Consider the following 19,393-nt stretch of genomic DNA (forward strand, 5'->3'; position numbering starts at 1 on the left):
CCCCCTCCCCCGCAGACAGACAGAGGACCCCGCACCCCATGAGCCCCGCCCCCGCAGAAGGCGACCGTGCCCCCCAGCGCATCCTGATCGTCGACGACGAGCCGGCGGTACGCGAGGCACTCCGGCGCAGCCTGGCCTTCGAGGGGTACGGCACCGAGGTCGCCGTCGACGGCGCGGACGCCCTGGAGAAGGCGGCGGCGTACCGGCCCGACCTGGTCGTCCTCGACATCCAGATGCCCCGCATGGACGGCCTGACCGCCGCCCGCCGGATCCGCGCCACCGGCGACACCACGCCCATCCTGATGCTGACGGCCCGGGACACCGTCGGCGACCGGGTGACCGGGCTGGACGCCGGGGCGGACGACTACCTGGTGAAACCGTTCGAGCTGGACGAGCTGTTCGCCCGCATCCGCGCGCTGCTGCGCCGCAGCTCCTACGCGGCGGCCGTGGCCGGCGCCGCCGAGGGCAGCGACGTCCTCGCCTTCGCCGACCTGCGCATGGACCTGGCGACCCGCGAGGTCGTACGGGGCGGGCGGCAGGTGGAGCTGACCCGCACGGAGTTCACCCTGCTGGAGATGTTCCTGGCCCACCCGCGCCAGGTGCTCACGCGGGAGCAGATCCTGAAGGCGGTCTGGGGCTTCGACTTCGAGCCCTCGTCCAACTCGCTCGACGTGTACGTCATGTACCTGCGCCGCAAGACCGAGGCGGGCGGCGAGCCGCGCCTGGTGCACACGGTGCGGGGGGTGGGGTACGCGCTGCGGCAGGGCGGCGCGGAGTGACCGGCCCGGTCCGCCGGTTCCGTTCGCTGCCGATCCGGGCGCGGCTGGCCCTGCTGGTGGCCGCCGCGGTGGCGTCCGCGGTGGCGGCGGTGTCGCTGACGTGCTGGTTCATCGTGCAGGGGAAGCTGTACGACGAGATCGACGAGGATCTGCGGTCCTCGGTCCTCGTGCTCCAGCGGGACGATTTCGACCAGCTCACCGCCTCCTGCCTGCAGGAGCCGTCCGACCCGGACACCATCACCCCCCGGAGCAAGCAGTACGCCCAGCTGGTGCGCTCGGACGGCAGGGTGTGCCTGCTGCCCTACTCCGCCGCCGCGGTCGACGTCACGGGCAGCGACCGGGACGTCGCCGAGAACCCCGACCCCGGCTCGGGCACGTTCCGCGACGGAACCGGCAGCGACGGCACGCGGGTGCGGGTCCTGACGACGGCGGTCACCGTGCAGACGGGCGGGCTGACCCGCGCAGTGGTCCGGGACCACGCCTTCACCGTCGCGGTGCCGCTCGACAACACCCGGTCCACGCTCAACGAACTGGCGCTGCTCCTGCTCCTCGTGTCGGGCGTCGGGGTGCTCGGCGCGTCCGCCGCCGGGCTCGCGGTGGCCCGTACCGGTCTGCGGCCCGTCGACAGGCTCACCGAGGCCGTCGAACACGTGGCCCGCACGGAGGACCTGGGCATCCGCATCCCGGTCGACGACGACTCCGAGGACGAGGTGGCCCGCCTCTCCCGCTCCTTCAACTCCATGACGTCCGCCCTCGCCAGCTCCCGCGACCTCCAGCAGCAGCTCATCGCGGACGCCGGCCACGAACTGCGCACACCGCTCACCTCGCTGCGCACCAACATCGAACTCCTCACCCGCAGCGAGGAGACGGGCCGACCGATCCCGCCCGCCGACCGCGAGGCACTGCTCGCCTCGGTGAAGGCGCAGATGACGGAACTGGCCGCGCTCATCGGCGACCTGCAGGAACTGTCCCGCCCGGACACCGGCCAGCACGCCGGCCGTGCCCAGATCGTCGCGTGGCAGGACGTCGTCGAGTCGGCGCTGCGCCGCGCCCGGCTGCGCGGTCCCGAGCTGACCGTCACGGCGGACGTGCGGCCGTGGTACGTACGGGCGGAACCGTCCGCGCTGGAACGCGCGGTGGTCAACATCCTGGACAACGCGGTGAAGTTCAGCCCGGACGGCGGCACGGTCGACGTACGGCTGGCCGACGGCGTCCTCACCGTCCGCGACCACGGTCCCGGCATCGCCGCCGACGAACTCCCGCACGTCTTCGACCGTTTCTGGCGCTCGCCCGGTGCCCGCTCGCTGCCCGGTTCCGGCCTCGGTCTGTCCATCGTGGCCCGTTCGGTCCAGCAGGCGGGCGGCGAGGTGCGCCTGACCCCGGCGGAGGGCGGCGGCACGACGGCCACGATCCGCCTGCCGGGCGCTCCCACGCCTCCGCCGGAGGTTCCGTAGCGGAGGCGGCAACCTTTCCGTGCCGGGCGGCGACCGATCGGCGTCCCCCTCCCCCCACACGGCACGGAACGCCGCATGAGCGAGCAGAGCGAGCCCCGCGGCACGGTCCGCGGCAAGGGCCGTCACCGCAGGGCCGGGAGACTCCTGGCGGCCGGCCTCCCGCTGGCCCTGACCACCACCGGACCGCTGGTCCACGGCGCGGACACCGGGTCGGCGGCCCCCGCCACCGCCGACGGTTTCGCCTCCGTGAACGCCCTCGGCCAGAACGGCGCGTACGGCGGCCGGGACGGCGCGATCGTCACCGTGCGGACGCGGGCGGACCTGGAGAAGTACGCCACCCGCTTCGCCGAGTACCGGAACACCGGCGCGGGCGCGGGTCCGGCGAGCGGTGACCGTCCCCACCTGACCGACGCCCAGGCCGCGGACCAGGAGATCGCGGACTGGCTCGCGGGCTGGACCCCCACGGCGTCCTGACCCCGCCGTCCGGCCCCGCCCGCCGGGGCAGGTGTGGCACACGGAGATCGCTTGTGGAAAACTCCCAGGGCCCGATGAGCCGGAGGAGGCATGCAACCACCGTCCACGACCGGTCAGTTACTGGCCATCGTGCTGCTCGTTCTGCCCGGGCTGACCTATCAGTTCCTGCGGGAGCGCTGGCGGGGGCCGGTCGCCGCACAGGCGGAGATCGGTGAGCGCGTGCTCCGCGCCATCACCGCCGGCGTCGCCCTGAACGGGCTGTACGCGGTTCTCGCCGGGCCGGGCCTCGTCGGGGCGTGGCGCAGGGTGGAACGGTCCGGTCTGAGCACGCTTGCCGCCGAGAACCCACGGGCGGTCGGCCTGTGGGCGCTGCTGCTCTTCCTCGGCGTGCCGGCGGCGGCGGCCGCGGCCGTTTCGTACCGGGAGCGGCGACGGTCCCGTTCCGTGTACCGGCCGGTGCCCACGGCATGGGACTACGCCTTCGGCACCGGCGCCGTCGGCGGACCGCGCTTCGTCCGGGCGCGGCTGAAGGACGGCACGTGGGTCGGTGGCTGGTTCGGTACGCGGTCGTACGTCTCCAGCCATCCCCAGGAGGCCGACCTGTACCTGCAGGCGTCCTACCGGATGGGCGCGGACGGCTCCTTCGTCTCCCGGGTGGAGCACACGGCCGGGATCTATCTGCGCATGGCGGACGTTGACGTGGTGGAGATGGTGAACGTGGCGGACCAGGGTTCGACAGGGGAGCGGGATGACAGCACCGGATGAGGAACTGACCGCGTGGGAGCGGGCGTTCCTGGCCGATCCCGGCGGGCCGCGCGGGTACCAGCCGCGTGCCGGGGCCGACACCTCCGAGGAGCCGCCGGAGCCACCGCCGGGCCCCGCGGGTGCGTCACCGCCCGGTCCCGGGGCACAGCAGGCACGTACCGACGAGGGATGAGCCCGGGCGGCGGCGCTCCGGTGCTCAGCGCTTGACCATGTCGAATTCGTACCCCGCCTGCTGGAGCCCGATCGCCGTCTCCTGGATGTCCTCGTGCCGGAACTCCCGCCAGACGTCGAGCAGTGCCGCGATCGGCGTCAGCAGCTGCGCGTTCTCGTACCGGGCCGGGGTGCGCCAGTGCGGGACGACCGTGGACGTGCCGTGCGGACCGGCGCCCCCGACCTCGATGTCGAACGGGTGCCAGTTCAGGGTGTGCCCGTCGAGGCCCGCGTCGAGGATCACCACGCCGGTGCCGAAGGACCCGCCCGGCAGTTCCAGCGCGGTGCGCAGGTCCCGCTCCTCCCACACGACGAGGAGCCTCGTCGCCATCAGCACCGAGGGGAACAGCCCCAGGCCCGCGAGTGCGGAGGCCGCGTCCGCGCCTCGGTAGAAGGGCCGGCAGGTGACGAAGCCGACGTACGGCTGTTCCATGTCCTCGGCCAGGATGTGGACCTGAGGCCGGGGACAGGCGCCGTGCGACCGGAGCAGTTCGTCACTGGTCCCCAGCACGACGTCGGACAGGGTCCCCACCAGATCTGGCATGTGGCCACGTTACCCAGGGGGCCGTATGGTGCACGCGGAAACGTGAAGTCTGAGGCAGACCACGTCAGTTGGGGGTCATGTGCGGGCACGGTGGACGGCGGCCCTCCGGTCCAGGCTCGGTGACGGGGCCGGTCCCTACGGCCCGCTCGACCCGGCCGCCCTGGCCGAGGCGGTGGAGCTCTTCTCCAGCACGACCGAGACGCGGGACATCGTGGAGACCTGCCATCTCGTCGGGCTGCTGCACTGGCGGCGGGGGCGGGCGCTCGCCGACGAGCGCGCCCTGCCCGAGCTGCGGACGGCCTCGGCGCTGCTCGCCCTCGTGAGCCTGGTGCAGCCCGAACTGCCCGTGCCGCGGCCGATGCGGCGCCTGCCCGGGCGGCGCGTGCGGCCGGACGGCGGGGCGACGTGGGAGACCCTGCTCGAGCATCTGGGCGTGCTCCTCGACGCGGGCGCCGACGCGCACAGCGCACGGCTGGCGGTCCACGCCGCGAGCAACGCGGTGACCGACGCCGCCGGGGATCCGGCACTGCTGGCGGGCCGGCTGAGGGCGCTGGGGATCGCCTGGCTCCGCCTGTACGAGCACACGGGTGACGTCGCCGCCGTCCGGCAGGCCGTCGCGGCCGCCCGCGGCTCGGTGGAGTACGAGGCGCCGGGGAGTCCGGGCCGGGCACCGTCCCTGCACGATCTGGCCGAGGCGCTCCGGGCGCTGTTCCGGCGCACGGCCGAGATCCGGCACCTCCGGGAGGCGGTCGACACCGGCCGGCGGGCGGTCCGCGAGGTGGCGCCGGACGACAGCAAGCGGTACCTGCCCCTCGGCGGGCTGGCCGACTCCCTGCGGCTGCTGTACGAGCGCACGGACGACGCCGCCCTGCTGGACGAAGCCCTGCGGCTGGGCGCCGCCGCGCTGGGGGCCGTACCGGAGTCCGACCCGGCCCGGGCGGCGGTGCTGGTGAACTCCGCCATCCTGCTGCGCCACCGGTTCGAGCGCACCGGGGACCAGCCGGTGCTGAACGAGGCCATCGCCATGGCGCGCCGTGCGGTCGCCGCGGCGCTCCCCGGTACGCCGGTCCACCGAACCGCTCTGTACAACCTCGGCGGCATGCTCCATGTGCACTCCGGGCGCACCGGGGACCTGCCCGCGCTCGACGAGGCCATCGGCGCCGTGGGCTCGGTGGCCCGCGCCACCCCCGCCGACCACCCCGACGGGCCCCTCTACCGGTCGACCCTCGTGGGGATGCTGAACGAGCTGTTCCGCCGGACCGGGGACGCCCGGGTGCTGGACGAGGCGATCGAGCTGGGCCGGAAGGCGGTGGCGGCGACGCCGGCCGGCCACCCGGACCGGTGGATGCACCTGGCGAACCTCTGCGTCGTGCTGAAGGCCAGGGCGCTGCACACCGACGACCTCGACGGCCTGCGGCGCGTCATCGCGCTGGAGCGCGAGACGGCGGACCTCGTATCCGCCGCGGGCGGCCGTCACCAGGGTTTCGTGCTGACGAACCTCGGCAATTCCCTGCGGCTGTACTTCGAGCGCACGGGGCACCCGCCGGCGTGGGAGGAGGCGGTCTCGGTGGGCCGCGCGGCCGTGGACAGGACCGGCGAGGACCACTCCTCCCGGGCACAGTGCGAGTTCAACCTGGCGCTGACGCTGAGCTGCCCCGGTCCGGCCGCCGGGGACGTACCCGTCGAGGAGGCGATCGGCCTGCTGACGGCGGCGGCGTCCAGGAACAGCGCGCCCGCGGCGGTCCGGGTGGCCGCAGCCCGGGAATGGGGCCGGCTCTCGATGGCGGCCGGACGGCCGGAACAGGCGGCGCGTGGCTTCGCGCTCGGCGTGGGGCTGCTGCCCCGCCTGGCTGCCCGCGGCCTCCCGCACACGGACGCGACGCGCTGGATGGCCGAGTACTCACCCCTGGCCAGTGACGCGGCGGCGTGCGCGCTCGCCGCCGGACGGCCGGACCGGGCGCTCGAAGTGCTCGAAATGGGGCGGGGCGTGCTGCTGGCACAGGCGCTGGAGTCGCGGACGGACCTCACCGCACTGCGGGAACGCGACCCCGGACTGGCCGATCGGTTCGACCAGTTGTGCGCCCGGCTGGACGGCACCACCACCGGCCCCGGCCTCCCCGGCCCGCTCCCCGGTGCCGGCACCCCGGACGTCGAGGACGACCCGGATCTGCGCCGCAGGCTGGCACAGGAGCTGGACGGCCTCGTCGCACGGATCCGGACGCTGAACGGCCTGGAGGGCTTCCTGCTGCCCCCGCCCGCCGCCCGGCTGATCGCCGAGGCGCACAGCGGCCCCCTCGTCGTGGTCAACGTCAGCCGGTACCGGTGCGACGCCCTCGTCCTCACCACCGACGGCATCCGGGTGTGCGAGCTGCCCGGCGTCGACCACGACGACGTCCACGACCGCCTCAGCCGCATGCGGTACCTGCTGGGGCGGGCCGACAGCTCCCGTGAGGCCCGCCTCGAGGCCGAGCGGGTCATGGCGGAGGACACGCTGCCGTGGCTCTGGGACGACGTGGCGGAACCGGTCCTCGACCGCCTCGGTCCCATCCCGCGCCCGGAGGAGCGGGGTGCGCGCCGCATGTGGTGGATCCCCTGCGGCCCGCTGGCCCACTTCCCGCTGCACGCCGCCGGCCACCACCTCGAGACGCCCCCCGGGGGCGAGCCACGCCGTACGGTCATGGACAGGGTCGTGTCCTCGTACGCGCCCACCGTACGGGCCCTGTCCCACGCCCGGGCCCGGCAGGCCCGCCCGGGGACGTCGTCCGCGGGTTCCGGCCGGCCGCGCGTCCTCGCGGTCGCCATGCCGCGCACCCCGGGCGAGCGGGACCTGCCGGGCGCCCGGACCGAGTACCGGCACCTGGCCCGGCTGTTTCCCGCCATGGAGGGCCTGACCGGTGAGGAGGCGACCCGCGACGCCGTGCTCTCCCGTCTCGCCGTCCACCCCTGGGTGCACTTCGCCTGCCATGCCGGTACGGACCCCGACGACCCCTACCGGAGCCACTTACTGGTCCACGACCATGCCGCCAACCCGCTCAACGTGCTGGAGATCTCCCGGCTGCGCCTGGAGGAATCCGAGTTCGCCTACCTCTCCGCCTGCAGCACCGCCCTGACCGGGCGCGACCTGGCCGACGAGTCCCTCCACGTCGTCACCGCCTTCCAGCTCGCCGGATTCCCGCACGTCGTCGGGACGCTCTGGCAGGTCAACGACACCGTCGCCGTGGAGATCACGGAACACATCTACGCGCACCTCGCCGCGGGCGGCTTCGACGCCGCCCGCGCCGGGACCTCCGTCCACGGCGCGATCCGGCTGGTCCGGGAGCGGTTCCCCAGGTTCCCGTCGCTCTGGGCGGCCCACCTCCACATGGGCCCGTGACCGGCGCCTCTCCCGGCCGGAGTCACGTGCGGTGCACCGGCCGGATGCGCCGCGCCCGGGCGCGCCCCGGCTCCGGCGTGCTCGGCTTCCGCTGCCGAGCACGGGAGCACGGCGGCCGGGCCGTACCGTGCGGCCGGGAGGTCACCGCTTCGCTCCGGGGCCGCGGGCGGCGCGGTACAGCACGTTCGGGCGCAGGGGTCCTTCGGGCGCGGCGGGGTCGTCGAAGTCGTCGGCCGGGTCCCGGGTCATGCCGATGCGGCGCATCACCGCCCGGGAGCGGTGGTTGGCGGCCGTCGTCACGGCGAGGATCTCGGGGAGTCCGAGGGCGCCGAAGCCGTGGGCCAGGACGGTCAGCGCGGCCTCGGTGGCGTAGCCCTTGCCCCAGGCCGGGCGGGCGAGCCGCCAGCCGATCTCCACTCCGGTGAACGGCATGCCCTCGTCGACCCGGTCCAGTCCCGCGAAGCCGATGAACTCGCCCGTCTCCCGCACCTCGACCGCCCACCACCCGTGGCCCCGCCGGTCGAACTCGGCCTGGAACCGCGCCACCGAGGCGTCGCTCTGTTCGCGGGTGAGCGGTTCGCCCAGGTGCTCCCGGACCTCGGGGTCGGCGTTCATCGCCGCCCACGGGGCGAGGTCGGAGCCGCGCCATCGGCGCAGGAGGAGGCGATCGGTGCGCAGTGCGGTCATGGTGCCCAGCCAAGGCGAGCCGACGGCCCGGGGCAATCCCTTTTGCGTCCGCCGCGGGGTCGTGGTGTCGGCCGGCGGTGGTCCGGCCGCCGGCCGGGGGACGGGCGTAGGGGCGTTCGTGGGGCAGGGCGGGGCAGGGGCCGGGCATGCGGCGGGGCCGGTACGAGGGGGTGAACCCGCCTCGTACCGGCCCCGCCGGTGGTCACCGCACGATCGTGACGCGGTCCGCCTTCGGCGGGGCGATCGGGTTCGCCGCCGAGGAGTTGGCGGTCAGGTACTGCTCGAGGGCGGTCAGGTCGTCCTCGCCGACCAGGTCGTTCGTGCCCTGGCCCAGGGTCGGGAAGCCGTCGCCGCCGCCCGCGAGGAAGCTGTTCGCGGCGACGCGGTAGGTGGCGGCCGGGTCGATCGCGGAGCCGTTCAGCCGGATGGAGTCCGTGACGACGCGGTCCGCGCCGGACTTCGTCAGGTCCAGGGTGTAGGTCAGGCCCCCGGAGGGCTGGAGGATCTTCGGGGCGGCCTGGTTGGAGCCGCTCACCTGCTCCTTGAGGACCTGGACCAGCTGGGCGCCCGTGAAGTCCTGGAGGTTGACGGTGTTGGCGAAGGGCTGGACGGTGAAGCCCTCCGCGTACGTCACCACACCGTCGCCCTCGGCGCCGCCGGCCGCGTAGGTCAGGGGCGCGCGGATGCCGCCGGGGTTCATCAGCGCCAGCGCCGTCGCCGGGTCCAGCTTCCTGGCGTACGCCAGTTGCGCGTCGGCGATCAGGTCGCCGAGCGGGGACTCGGTGCCGTTGCGGTCGATGTCACCGGAGACGTAGCCGATCGGCCGGTTGCCGATGGGGGCGGCGAGGGTGTTCCACTTGTCGATCAGCGCGGTCATGTCGGGCGCCTTGGGGACGTCCCGGGTGACGACGTGGTTCGCGGACTTCACGGCCGTACGGGCGATGTCGCCGGTGGCACGGTCGTAGGTCAGCGTGGTGTCGGTGTAGAGGCGGCCGAACGACGCGGCCGAGGTGACCGTGCGGGGCTTGCCCGCCGGGTCGGGGATCGTGCACGCGTACGCGTTGTGGGTGTGGCCGGTGACCAGCGCGTCCACCTGGGGCGTGATCTGCTTGGCGATGTCCGCGATCGGTCCGGAGATGCCGTCGCCGGCGCCCGGGGAGTCGCAGTCGTAGTTGTAGGCGGAGGACGCCGGGAAGCCGCCCTCGTGGATGAGCGCGACGATCGACTTCACGCCCTGGCGCTGGAGCACCTTGGCGTACTTGTCGACCGTCTCGACCTCGTCCTTGAAGGTGAGGCCCTTCACGCCCTCGGCGGAGACGATGTCCGGGGTGCCTTCGAGGGTCACGCCGATGAAGCCGACCTTGACGCCCTGCTTCTTCCACACCCAGTACGGCTCGAGGACCGGCTTGCCGGTCCTGTCGTCCAGGACGTTCGCCGCCAGGTACGGGAAGTCGGCGCCGCCGAACTCCTCGTCGGTGTAGCAGCCCTCGGTGGGGTGGCAGCCGCCGTTCTGCAGGCGGGCCAGTTCGGCGGCGCCCTCGTCGAACTCGTGGTTGCCGACCGCGGTGACGTCCAGGTCGAGCTTGTTCAGCGCCTCGATGGTGGGCTCGTCGTGGAAGAGGCCGGACATCAGGGGGGACGCGCCGACCATGTCGCCGCCGGCGGCGGTGACGGAGTAGCGGTTGCCCTCGCGGGCGTTGCGCAGATGGGTGGCGAGGTACTCCACGCCGCCCGCGTCGACGGTCCTCGTCGTGCCGTCGTGCTGGTGCTCGGTGACCCGGCCCGAGGAGCCGGCCGGGGGCTCCAGGTTGCCGTGCAGGTCGTTGAAGGAGAGCAGCTGGACGTCCTGGTAACGGCCGGGGTGGCCGGACGGCTTGCCCTTGCTCTCGCCGGCGCTCGCCGACCCGGGCAGCGCAGCCGCGGCCAGCGCGCCGGCGGTGACCAGGCCGGCGGCGGTCGCGAGGAGACGGTTGGTACGGCGTCTGCGGCGCTGGTGGTGCGCCGGGGATGTGGCTGGCATGCGCTCCCCTGTGGGTGTGCGTGGTCCGGTACGGGGCTGCCGTGCGAGACAGCGGGCCGCCCGGCGCAGCCTAGGGTCAACGCGCGTAGCGCGACAGGGGGTGCTTGGTTACATCCTGGTTTATCTTTCCGCGCGGTCCCGGCGTGTCCCCGGCCACCGCCGCACCGCGGCGTTTCCGCGCGCCCTCCCCTTACCCTCGTACGCATGACCAGCGACGACATCGCACGGCCCGGCCGCTCCCGCTCGCTCCAGACGTATGCCGCGCTCTCCCCCGAGCAGACCGAGGAGGTCCTCGTCCTGCTCGCGGAGGCCGCCCGGTCCGACGGGCAGCAGGCGGTGTCCGAACAGGGGCGGCTGCAACTGCGCGGCGGGGAGCGGGCCGGGGTGTCCCACCTGCTGCTGTCCGTCGGCGACGACCTCGTCGGCTACGCCCAGTTGGAGGACACCGATCCGGTGGAGCCGCCGGCCGCGGAGCTGGTGGTGCGTCCCGCGCACCGGGGGAACGGACACGGGCGGGCCCTCGGGGCCGCCCTGCTCGCCGCGTCGGGCAAGCGGCTGCGGGTGTGGGCGCACGGCGGCCACTCCGCCGCCCGGCACCTCGCGCAGGTCCTCGGGCTGACGCTGTTCCGCGAACTGCGGCAGATGCGGCGGCCGTTGGCCGGTCTCGACCTGCCCGACCCGGTGCTGCCCGAGGGCGTGACCGTGCGCGCCTTCGCGCCCGGACGGGACGACGCGGCCTGGCTCGCGGTGAACGCCGCCGCCTTCGCCCACCACCCCGAACAGGGCTCGCTCACTCAGCGCGACCTCGACGACCGCAAGGCCGAGCCGTGGTTCGACCCCGAGGGCTTCTTCCTCGCCGAGCGCGCGGGCGAGGAGGGCCGGATCGTCGGCTTCCACTGGACCAAGGTGCACCCCGGGGAAGGCCTGGGCGAGGTGTACGTCCTCGGGGTGAGCCCCGACGCCCAGGGCGGCGGCCTCGGCAAGTCCCTCACCACGATCGGGCTGCGGCACCTGGCGGGCAAGGGACTGCCGACGGCCATGCTCTACGTCGACGCGGACAACAAGGCGGCGGTCACCGTGTACGAACGGCTGGGCTTCGTCACCCACGAGGTGGACCTCATGTACCGGACGGAGACCTGAGCCCGCTGCGGAGCGAACGCCGCACGGGTTCCGTCGCGCACCCCGCCCCCGCCGCCGCGCACACCGCCGACGGCACGGCGACCGGCCACGGCGACCGGCCGGCCGGCCCGCGCGACGGCGGCATCACGTACGGATGCCGCGCGGAACCGGCCGACGCCCCCGGTGGCCTTCCGCCCCGGGGGCGGGCACGCGCGGTCGCGAATCCCGTGGGCCGCCCCCCGCTATCCCGGACGTCATGTCTCCGTAACCACTGATTCAGACAGCCTTGCGACGCTCGCTCAATGAATCCCGCCGCGCCAGAGCCTTCACCGCCCCGAAGGGTGAACGGGGGGAACGGGAACGCCTCAGGGCCACCACCGCTCCCAGCCGCGCTTTCCGACGCGCCCGTGTCGCCGCCGGCGCGGAACAATGGGGACATGAGCCAGCCCGACGCCCAGGCACAGGTACAGCACCCGCAGCCCTCCGTGGGCTCCATCGCCGCCCACCGCCCGCACACCGTGGCCGGGGTGGTCTCCGACCTGGAACCCGACATCGACGCGGACCTCGACGGGTACGAGGAGTCCCCGTTCGACGGCCCCCAGCTGCCGCAGGGCCGCTTCCTCGACCGGGAGCGCAGCTGGCTCGCGTTCAACGAACGCGTCCTGGAGCTCGCCGAGGACCCGGCCACCCCGCTGCTGGAGCGCGCGAACTTCCTCGCGATCTTCGCCAGCAACCTGGACGAGTTCTTCATGGTCCGGGTGGCCGGCCTCAAGCGCCGTATCGCCACCGGCGTCGCCACCCGCTCCGCCTCCGGTCTCCAGCCGCGCGAGGTGCTGGAGATGATCTGGGCCCGCTCCCGCGAGCTGATGGCCCGGCACGCCGCCTGCTACCACGAGGACGTCGCCCCCGCACTCGCGGAGGAGGGCATCCACCTGGTCCGCTGGAAGGAGCTGGCGGAGAAGGAGCAGGCCCGCCTGTTCACCCTCTTCCGGCACCAGATCTTCCCCGTCCTGACCCCCCTGGCGGTCGACCCGGCACACCCCTTCCCGTACATATCCGGCCTCTCGCTGAACCTGGCCGTGGTCGTGCGCAACCCGGTCACCGGCCACCGGCACTTCGCCCGGGTCAAGGTGCCGCCGCTGCTCTCCCGTTTCCTGGAGAGCTCCCCCGGCCGCTACGTCCCCATCGAGGACGTCATCGCCGCCCACCTGGAGGAGCTGTTCCCGGGCATGGAGGTGCTGCAGCACCACGCCTTCCGGCTCACCCGCAACGAGGACCTCGAGGTCGAGGAGGACGACGCCGAGAACCTGCTCCAGGCCCTGGAGAGGGAGCTCATGCGGCGCCGCTTCGGGCCGCCGGTGCGCCTGGAGGTCGAGGAGTCCATCGACCGTGAGGTGCTCGACCTGCTGGTGCGCGAGCTGAAGGTCAGCGAGGCGGAGGTGTACCCGCTGCCGGGCCCGCTCGACCTCACCGGCCTCTTCCGCATCCACGGACTGGACCGGCCCGAGCTGAAGTACCCGAAGTTCATCGCCGGCACCCACCGCGACCTGGCGGAGGTCGAGTCGGCCTCGCAGCCCGACGTCTTCGCCGCCCTGCGCAGCCGGGACGTGCTGCTGCACCACCCCTACGACTCCTTCTCCACGTCGGTGCAGGCGTTCCTGCAGCAGGCGGCCGAGGACCCCGACGTCCTGGCCATCAAGCAGACCCTGTACCGCACCTCGGGCGACTCGCCGATCGTGGACGCGCTCATCGACGCCGCCGAGGCCGGCAAGCAGGTCCTCGTCCTGGTCGAGATCAAGGCCCGCTTCGACGAGCACGCCAACATCAAGTGGGCGCGCAAGCTGGAGGAGGCCGGCTGCCACGTCGTGTACGGGCTGGTCGGCCTGAAGACCCACTGCAAGCTGTCCCTGGTGGTCCGCCAGGAGGGCGAGACGCTACGGCGTTACAGCCACGTCGGCACCGGCAACTACCACCCGAAGACGGCCCGCCTCTACGAGGACCTCGGTCTGCTCACCGCCGACCAGCAGGTCGGCGCCGACCTCTCCGACCTGTTCAACCGCCTCTCCGGCTACTCCCGCCGGGAGACCTACCGGCGGCTGCTGGTCGCCCCCAAGTCCCTGCGCGACGGGCTGATCTCGCGCATCGAGAAGGAGGCCCAGCACCACCGGGCCGGGCGCCCCGCCTTCGTCCGTATCAAGGTCAACTCGCTGGTCGACGAGGCCGTCATCGACGCCTGCTACCGGGCGTCGCAGGCGGGGGTGCCGGTGGACGTGTGGGTGCGCGGCATCTGCGCGATCCGGCCGGGCGTCGCGGGCCTGTCGGAGAACATCCGGGTCCGGTCCATCCTCGGCCGCTTCCTCGAACACTCCCGCGTCTTCGCCTTCGGCAACGGCGGCGAGCCCGAGGTGTGGTTCGGCAGCGCGGACATGATGCACCGCAACCTCGACCGCCGTATAGAGGCACTGGTACGGGTCACCGACCCGGCCCACCGGGCGACTCTGCACCGGATGCTGGAGACCGGCATGTCCGACACCACGGCGTCCTGGCACCTCGGCCCGGACGGCGAGTGGACCCGGCACGCGACGGACGCGGACGGCCAGCCCCTGCGCAACGTCCAGGAGATGCTCATAGACGCCCGGAGGCGCCGGCGTGGCACAGCGAAACCCTGATCCGACGGCCGCTCCGGTGCCCGCGGAGGCCCTGGCCGGCTATCTGAGGGCCCAGGCGACCGAGTTCCTGCGCGCGCTGCGCCTGCACCGGGAGAGCGGTGCGGGCGGGGCCACGTCGGAGGCGTCCGCCGAGGCCGCCCGGGAACTGCGCCGCGCGGCCCGCCGCATCAGCGCGAGCCTGCACACCTTCCAGCCGGTGCTGGACCCCGACTGGTCGGAGGCGATGCGCCCCGAACTGGCCTGGGTCTCCGGCACGCTGGCGCTGGAGCACGCCTGCGCCTCCCGGCTGGAGCGGCTGCTGCTCGCGCTGCACCGGCTGTCGGGGGCCACGGCGCTCCCGGCGGCCCAGGGGCCGGGCACCACGAGTCCCAAGGGCACCGCGCGTGCGCCGGCGACCGCGGCCGGCCGCGCTCCGGACGCGGCCGGCGTGGCCGCGCGTACGGCGGTCACCGTGAGCGCACGCACGTCCGGTGGCGCGCACGGCACCCCCGGCCGCACCACGCCCGCGGCCGGCGGCGACCCGGGCCCGGACGCCCCGGCGGCCCCCGGCCCCAGCGGCTCCGCCGCCCCGTGGACCGCGACGGCCACCGTCCCGGCGCCGGACCGCGGCAACCTCACCGTCGGTGCCGCCAAGGCCGGCGCGCTGCTGGACCGGCAGCTGACCCTGGCCAGGACCCGCGCGCACTCCACCGCCCTCCAGGCCCTCGGTTCCTCCCGCTTCCACGGGATAGCCGACCGGGTCGCGGTGCTGGCCAGCGAGGTGCCGCTCACCCCGGCCGCGTCCGGCGCCGACCTGCGCCCCCTGGCCGAGGCCGCGCGCGAGCGCCTCGCCGACGCCGTCGGCGCGCTGCCCCTGCTCACCGCGGGCAGCCCGTACAACGCCGAGGCGCTGATCCACGGGCTGTCCCCGGACCCCGCCCCGCACCCGCAGGACGCGCCCTGGCACCAGGTCCGTCTGCTGCTGCGCCTGCACCGCTACGCCCGCGAGGCGCTGGGCACCGGCGACGGCGGCGATCCGCCCGTGGACGTGCGCCTGCTCACCGCCGGCGAGGCCCTGGACCGGCACCGGGACGCCTCCGAGGCGGCGGCGGCCGCCGCGCACGCGGCGCGCACCCCGCGCATCGCCCCCGCCACGGCCTACGCGCTGGGCGTGCTCCACGCCGACCAGAGGCACGAGGTGGAGGCGGCGCGGTACGCGTTCCAGCGCTGTTGGCAGAAGCACGTCATCGGCACGCCCTAGGGAGGCGCACGGTGAGCACCCCGCGTTCGTCCAGGAACCGCACCCTCACCGTGCAGGCGGCCGGCTGTGTGCTGTGGCGCGGCTCCCCGGTGACCGGGGAGCTGCAGCTCTGCCTCGTCCACCGGCCGAAGTACGACGACTGGTCCTGGCCCAAGGGCAAACTGAAGCGCGGCGAGGACCCGCTGGCCGGCGCCCTGCGCGAGGTCGCCGAGGAGACGGGCCACACGGCCGTCCCGGCCGCCGAGCTGCCCTCGGTGCACTACCTGGCAGGCGGCCGCCCCAAGCGGGTCCGCTACTGGGCGGCCGAAGCCGTCTCCGGCACGTTCACCCCGAACGACGAGGTCGACCGGATCCTCTGGCTGCCCCCGGACGCGGCCCGCCTCCGCCTCACCGCGCCCGGGGACGCCGCCCTGGTGGACGCGCTGCTGTCCACCCTGCGCCAGGGCCGGGGGAGTGTCCCGTCTCCGCCCGGTATCGGACCGTGTCCTTGACGTGAGCCTTCCGTGACCTCACCACACCGTCCACAGGGGTTCACCTCACGTTCATATACGCCAATCGGCTGCTTCACCTGATCTGCCTAATTTCGGCCTTACGCGATGCGGACGGCCCGGGGAAAAGGCAAACGCATCACCACGACTTCGCACGCCGCCGAATTCAGGACGGCGGCCACTGGAAGGAACTCAAGTGAAGCTTCAGCGCAAGAACCGGCGGGCCCTCGCTCTCGGTGCTCTCGCCGTCTCCGGCGCCCTGGCCCTCACGGCGTGCGGCTCCGACGACACCGGCGGCAACAGCAGCGGCGGCGACGCCTCCGCGACCGCGCAGGCCGGCAACATCGACTGCGGTGACGCGAAGGGCCAGCTCCAGGCCTCCGGCTCCTCGGCCCAGAAGAACGCCATCGACGCCTGGGTCAAGCAGTACTCCGCGGCGTGCAAGGGCGTGCAGGTCAACTACAACCCGACCGGTTCGGGCGCCGGCATCACCGCGTTCCTCCAGGGCCAGACCGCGTTCGCCGGCTCGGACTCCGCGCTGGAGGCCGAGGAGATCACGCAGTCGAAGGAGATCTGCAAGGACGGCCAGGGCATCGACCTGCCGATGGTCGGCGGCCCGATCGCCGTGGGCTACAACGTCCCGGGCGTCGACAACCTCGTGCTGGACGCGTCGACCCTCGCCAAGATCTTCGACACCAAGATCACGAACTGGAACGACGAGGCGATCGCCAAGCTCAACCCCGACGCCAAGCTTCCCGACCTGAAGATCCAGGCCTTCCACCGCTCGGACGAGTCCGGCACCACGGACAACTTCACCACCTACCTCCAGGCCGCCGCGCCCAAGGACTGGACGTACGAGCCGGGCAAGTCCTGGGAGGCCAAGGGCGGCCAGTCCGCGCAGGGCTCCTCCGGTGTCGCCCAGCAGGTGAAGCAGACCTCCGGCGCCATCTCCTACATGGAGCTGTCCTACGCCAAGGACGGCATGAGCACGGTCTCCATCAAGACCGAGGCCGCCGAGCCGGTCGAGGCCACCATCGAGAACGCCACCGCCGCCATCGGCGCCGCCAAGGTCGTCGGCACCGGCAAGGACCTCGCGCTGGAGCTGGACTACACCCCCTCCGCCGAGGGCGCCTACCCGATCGTCCTGGTGACGTACGAGATCGTCTGCGACAAGGGCAACAAGGCCGAGACCCTGCCCGCCACGAAGTCCTTCCTGAACTACATGGCCTCCGAGGACGGTCAGGGCCTGCTGGCCGAGGCCGGCTACGCCCCGATGCCCGAGGAGATCATCACGAAGGTCCGCGAGACCATTTCGGGCCTGAGCTGACCCGAGTGTGCGGACCGGCCCCGGATGCGGGGCCGGTCCGCACCGTCCGGTGCACCGCCATCAGGAGCCCCCGGCCCCCGGACGGCTCCGACCGAGCCGACCCGACCGGCGGCTCCGCAGACCGGAGAACCCGATGGACACGCCTACACAGAACCTCACCGCTCCCCCCGCCCCCACACCACCGGCCGAGACCGGGAGCAAGGACGCCGCACGCGGCGCCACCCGCCCCGGTGACCGGATCTTCCTCGGGTTCTCCCGCGGATCCGGCATCTTCGTGCTGGCCCTCATGGCCGCCATCGCGGCCTTCCTGACCTACCGCGCCTCCATAGCCATCAGCGAGAACGAGGCGAACTTCTTCACCACCTTCGAGTGGAACCCCAGCGGCATCCCGCCGGAGTTCGGCATCGCGGTCCTGGCCTTCGGCACCGTCGTGTCATCGATCATCGCCATGGTCATCGCGGTCCCCATCGCGGTCGGCATCGCCCTGTTCATCACGCACTACGCCCCGCGCCGCCTCGGCGGCACCATCGCGTACGTGGTCGACCTGCTCGCCGCCGTCCCGTCCATCGTCTACGGCCTGTGGGGCGCGCTCGTCCTCGTGCCGCACATGGCCGGCCTCTACGGCTGGCTGGACGACTACCTCGGCTGGACCGGCTTCTTCGACTGGCACGGCGGCGCCCCGCGTTCGCTGTTCACCGTCGGCATCCTGCTGGCCCTGATGATCCTCCCGATCATCACCAACGTGAGCCGCGAGGTCTTCCGCCAGGTCCCGCGGATGCACGAGGAGGCGGCCCTGGCCCTCGGCGCCACGCGCTGGGAGGTCATCCGGATGTCCGTGCTGCCCTTCGGCCGCTCCGGCGTCATCTCCGCCTCGATGCTGGGCCTCGGCCGCGCGCTCGGCGAGACGATGGCCGTGGCCATGGTGCTCTCGCCGTCCTTCGACATCAGCGCCAGCCTGCTCGACCCGGGCGGCGGCACCTTCGCTCAGAACATCGCCAGCAAGTTCAACGAGGCCACCGTGATGGGCCAGGACGCGCTGATCGCCTCCGGCATGGTGCTCTTCGTCATCACCCTGCTGGTCAACGGCGCGGCCCGCCTGATCATCGCTCGCCGCAAGGAGTACTCGGGGGCCAACGCATGAGCAACGCAACCCTCTCCCCCCAGCGCAGCTCCCTGCGCGGCGCGTCCCTGCCCAAGTGGTTCGCCTGGGCGGTCGCCGCCGGCTCCGCCGCCCTGGGCTACGGCGTCAGCGCCGCGGCCGGCCTGCACAGCGACATCCAGTGGGCCCTGATCGCCGCGCTCCTCTTCGTCACCGGCTCCTACGCCATCTCCGCCAAGGTCGAGGGCCGCCGCCAGGCCAAGGACCGCACCGCGACCAGCCTGGTGTGGGTCGCCTTCCTCATGGCCGTCATCCCGCTGGCCTCCCTCATCTGGGAGACGGTCAAGCGCGGGGTGAAGGTCCTCGACGTCTACTTCCTCACCCACTCCATGGGCGTGGTCGCCGACACCGACCCCGGCGGCGGCATCTACCACGCCATCCTCGGCACCCTGGAGCAGGTCGGCCTGGCCGCCCTGATCTCCGTGCCGATCGGTGTGCTGACCGCGATCTACCTGGTCGAGTACGGCCGCGGCAAGCTGGCCAAGGCGGTCACCTTCTTCGTCGACGTCATGACGGGCATCCCGTCGATCGTCGCGGGTCTGTTCATCCTCAGCCTCTGGGTCCTGATCCTGAAGATGGGTCCCTCCGGCTTCGCCGGCTCCATGGCCCTGGCGATCCTGATGATCCCGGTGGTCGTCCGCTCCACCGAGGAGATGCTCAAGCTCGTCCCGAACGAGCTGCGCGAGGCGTCGCTGGCGCTGGGCGTGCCGAAGTGGCGCACCATCCTCAAGGTGGTCCTGCCGACGTCGCTCGGCGGCATCATCACGGGCGTGATGCTCGCGGTCGCCCGTATCACCGGTGAGACCGCCCCCGTGCTGCTGCTGGTCTGGGTCACGAACTTCATCAACGCCAACCCGTTCTCCGACCCGCAGGCGTCGCTGCCGATGTACATCTACCTGCAGTACGCCAACAGCGGCGGTTCCGGCGCGGCCTACGACCGTGCCTGGGCGGCGGCCCTGACGCTCATCGCGTTCATCATGATCCTCAACCTGGCGGCCCGCGGCATCGCCCGCTGGAAGGCCCCGAAGTCCGGTCGCTGACGCGGCCATAGGCGACCCAAGTCAGCGACCCGAAAGAAGCAGTGA

15 protein-coding genes are annotated in these 19,393 nt (G+C 73.2%); 12 read left to right on the forward strand and 3 right to left on the reverse strand.

Annotation, left to right across the window (positions count from 1 at the left end; genetic code table 11):
• The first annotated feature begins 38 nt into the window (after positions 1 to 38).
• The 4 genes from ACF07S_RS09115 (at position 39) to ACF07S_RS09130 (ending at position 3,472) form a co-directional block, all read left to right on the forward strand.
• A complete protein-coding gene (locus ACF07S_RS09115; RefSeq protein WP_391963887.1) occupies positions 39 to 779 on the forward strand; it encodes a response regulator transcription factor in 741 nt (246 codons plus the stop codon).
• Positions 776 to 2,233, forward strand: a complete 1,458-nt coding sequence (locus ACF07S_RS09120; RefSeq protein WP_391973786.1) for a sensor histidine kinase — start codon at positions 776 to 778, stop codon at positions 2,231 to 2,233. The genes ACF07S_RS09115 and ACF07S_RS09120 overlap by 4 nt, the downstream gene beginning before the upstream one ends.
• Positions 2,234 to 2,308: 75 nt before the next feature.
• Positions 2,309 to 2,707, forward strand: a complete 399-nt coding sequence (locus ACF07S_RS09125) for a hypothetical protein (protein WP_391973787.1) — start codon at positions 2,309 to 2,311, stop codon at positions 2,705 to 2,707.
• A gap of 90 nt (positions 2,708 to 2,797) precedes the next feature.
• Positions 2,798 to 3,472 (forward strand): DUF6338 family protein, encoded by a 675-nt coding sequence (locus ACF07S_RS09130; RefSeq protein ID WP_391973788.1) that lies wholly within the window; start codon positions 2,798 to 2,800, stop codon positions 3,470 to 3,472.
• A gap of 196 nt (positions 3,473 to 3,668) precedes the next feature.
• On the opposite strand, the gene ACF07S_RS09135 is transcribed toward ACF07S_RS09130, so the two are convergent.
• Positions 3,669 to 4,226 carry a hypothetical protein gene (locus ACF07S_RS09135; RefSeq protein WP_391963892.1) on the reverse strand — a complete coding sequence of 186 codons (558 nt, stop codon included), beginning with the start codon at positions 4,224 to 4,226 and terminating at the stop codon, positions 3,669 to 3,671.
• A gap of 79 nt (positions 4,227 to 4,305) precedes the next feature.
• On the opposite strand from ACF07S_RS09135, the gene ACF07S_RS09140 reads away from it, so the two are divergent.
• Positions 4,306 to 7,599: a CHAT domain-containing protein gene (locus ACF07S_RS09140; RefSeq protein WP_391973789.1), complete on the forward strand. Its 3,294-nt coding sequence runs from the start codon at positions 4,306 to 4,308 to the stop codon at positions 7,597 to 7,599.
• Between the two features lie 141 nt (positions 7,600 to 7,740).
• Here ACF07S_RS09140 and ACF07S_RS09145 read toward each other — a convergent pair whose 3' ends face one another.
• Positions 7,741 to 8,286, reverse strand: coding sequence for a GNAT family N-acetyltransferase (locus tag ACF07S_RS09145; protein ID WP_391963894.1), 546 nt, complete (start codon positions 8,284 to 8,286; stop codon positions 7,741 to 7,743).
• Between the two features lie 202 nt (positions 8,287 to 8,488).
• Entirely contained in the window at positions 8,489 to 10,306 is a 1,818-nt protein-coding gene (locus tag ACF07S_RS09150; protein WP_391973790.1) for a bifunctional metallophosphatase/5'-nucleotidase, read from the reverse strand.
• A 204-nt stretch (positions 10,307 to 10,510) separates the two neighbouring features.
• Between ACF07S_RS09150 and mshD the strand changes: the two genes are divergently transcribed.
• The 7 genes from mshD (at position 10,511) to pstA (ending at position 19,348) form a co-directional block, all read left to right on the forward strand.
• A complete protein-coding gene (mshD, locus tag ACF07S_RS09155) occupies positions 10,511 to 11,446 on the forward strand; it encodes a mycothiol synthase (RefSeq protein ID WP_391973791.1) in 936 nt (311 codons plus the stop codon).
• Between the two features lie 416 nt (positions 11,447 to 11,862).
• Entirely contained in the window at positions 11,863 to 14,094 is a 2,232-nt protein-coding gene (locus tag ACF07S_RS09160; RefSeq protein WP_391963897.1) for an RNA degradosome polyphosphate kinase, read from the forward strand.
• Positions 14,075 to 15,334: a CHAD domain-containing protein gene (locus ACF07S_RS09165; RefSeq protein WP_391973792.1), complete on the forward strand. Its 1,260-nt coding sequence runs from the start codon at positions 14,075 to 14,077 to the stop codon at positions 15,332 to 15,334. Before ACF07S_RS09160 ends, ACF07S_RS09165 begins: the two co-directional genes overlap by 20 nt.
• Before the next feature lie 11 nt (positions 15,335 to 15,345).
• Positions 15,346 to 15,825: an NUDIX hydrolase gene (locus ACF07S_RS09170; RefSeq protein WP_391963899.1), complete on the forward strand. Its 480-nt coding sequence runs from the start codon at positions 15,346 to 15,348 to the stop codon at positions 15,823 to 15,825.
• A gap of 193 nt (positions 15,826 to 16,018) precedes the next feature.
• Positions 16,019 to 17,149 (forward strand): phosphate ABC transporter substrate-binding protein PstS, encoded by a 1,131-nt coding sequence (gene pstS / locus ACF07S_RS09175; protein ID WP_391963900.1) that lies wholly within the window; start codon positions 16,019 to 16,021, stop codon positions 17,147 to 17,149.
• A gap of 133 nt (positions 17,150 to 17,282) precedes the next feature.
• Positions 17,283 to 18,290, forward strand: coding sequence for a phosphate ABC transporter permease subunit PstC (gene pstC / locus ACF07S_RS09180; protein ID WP_391963901.1), 1,008 nt, complete (start codon positions 17,283 to 17,285; stop codon positions 18,288 to 18,290).
• Positions 18,287 to 19,348 carry a phosphate ABC transporter permease PstA gene (gene pstA / locus ACF07S_RS09185; RefSeq protein WP_391973793.1) on the forward strand — a complete coding sequence of 354 codons (1,062 nt, stop codon included), beginning with the start codon at positions 18,287 to 18,289 and terminating at the stop codon, positions 19,346 to 19,348. The genes pstC and pstA overlap by 4 nt, the downstream gene beginning before the upstream one ends.
• The last annotated feature ends 45 nt before the right edge of the window (positions 19,349 to 19,393 follow it).

It is taken from the genome of Streptomyces sp. NPDC016640 (assembly GCF_043076215.1).
Taxonomy (GTDB): Bacteria; Actinomycetota; Actinomycetes; order Streptomycetales; family Streptomycetaceae; genus Streptomyces.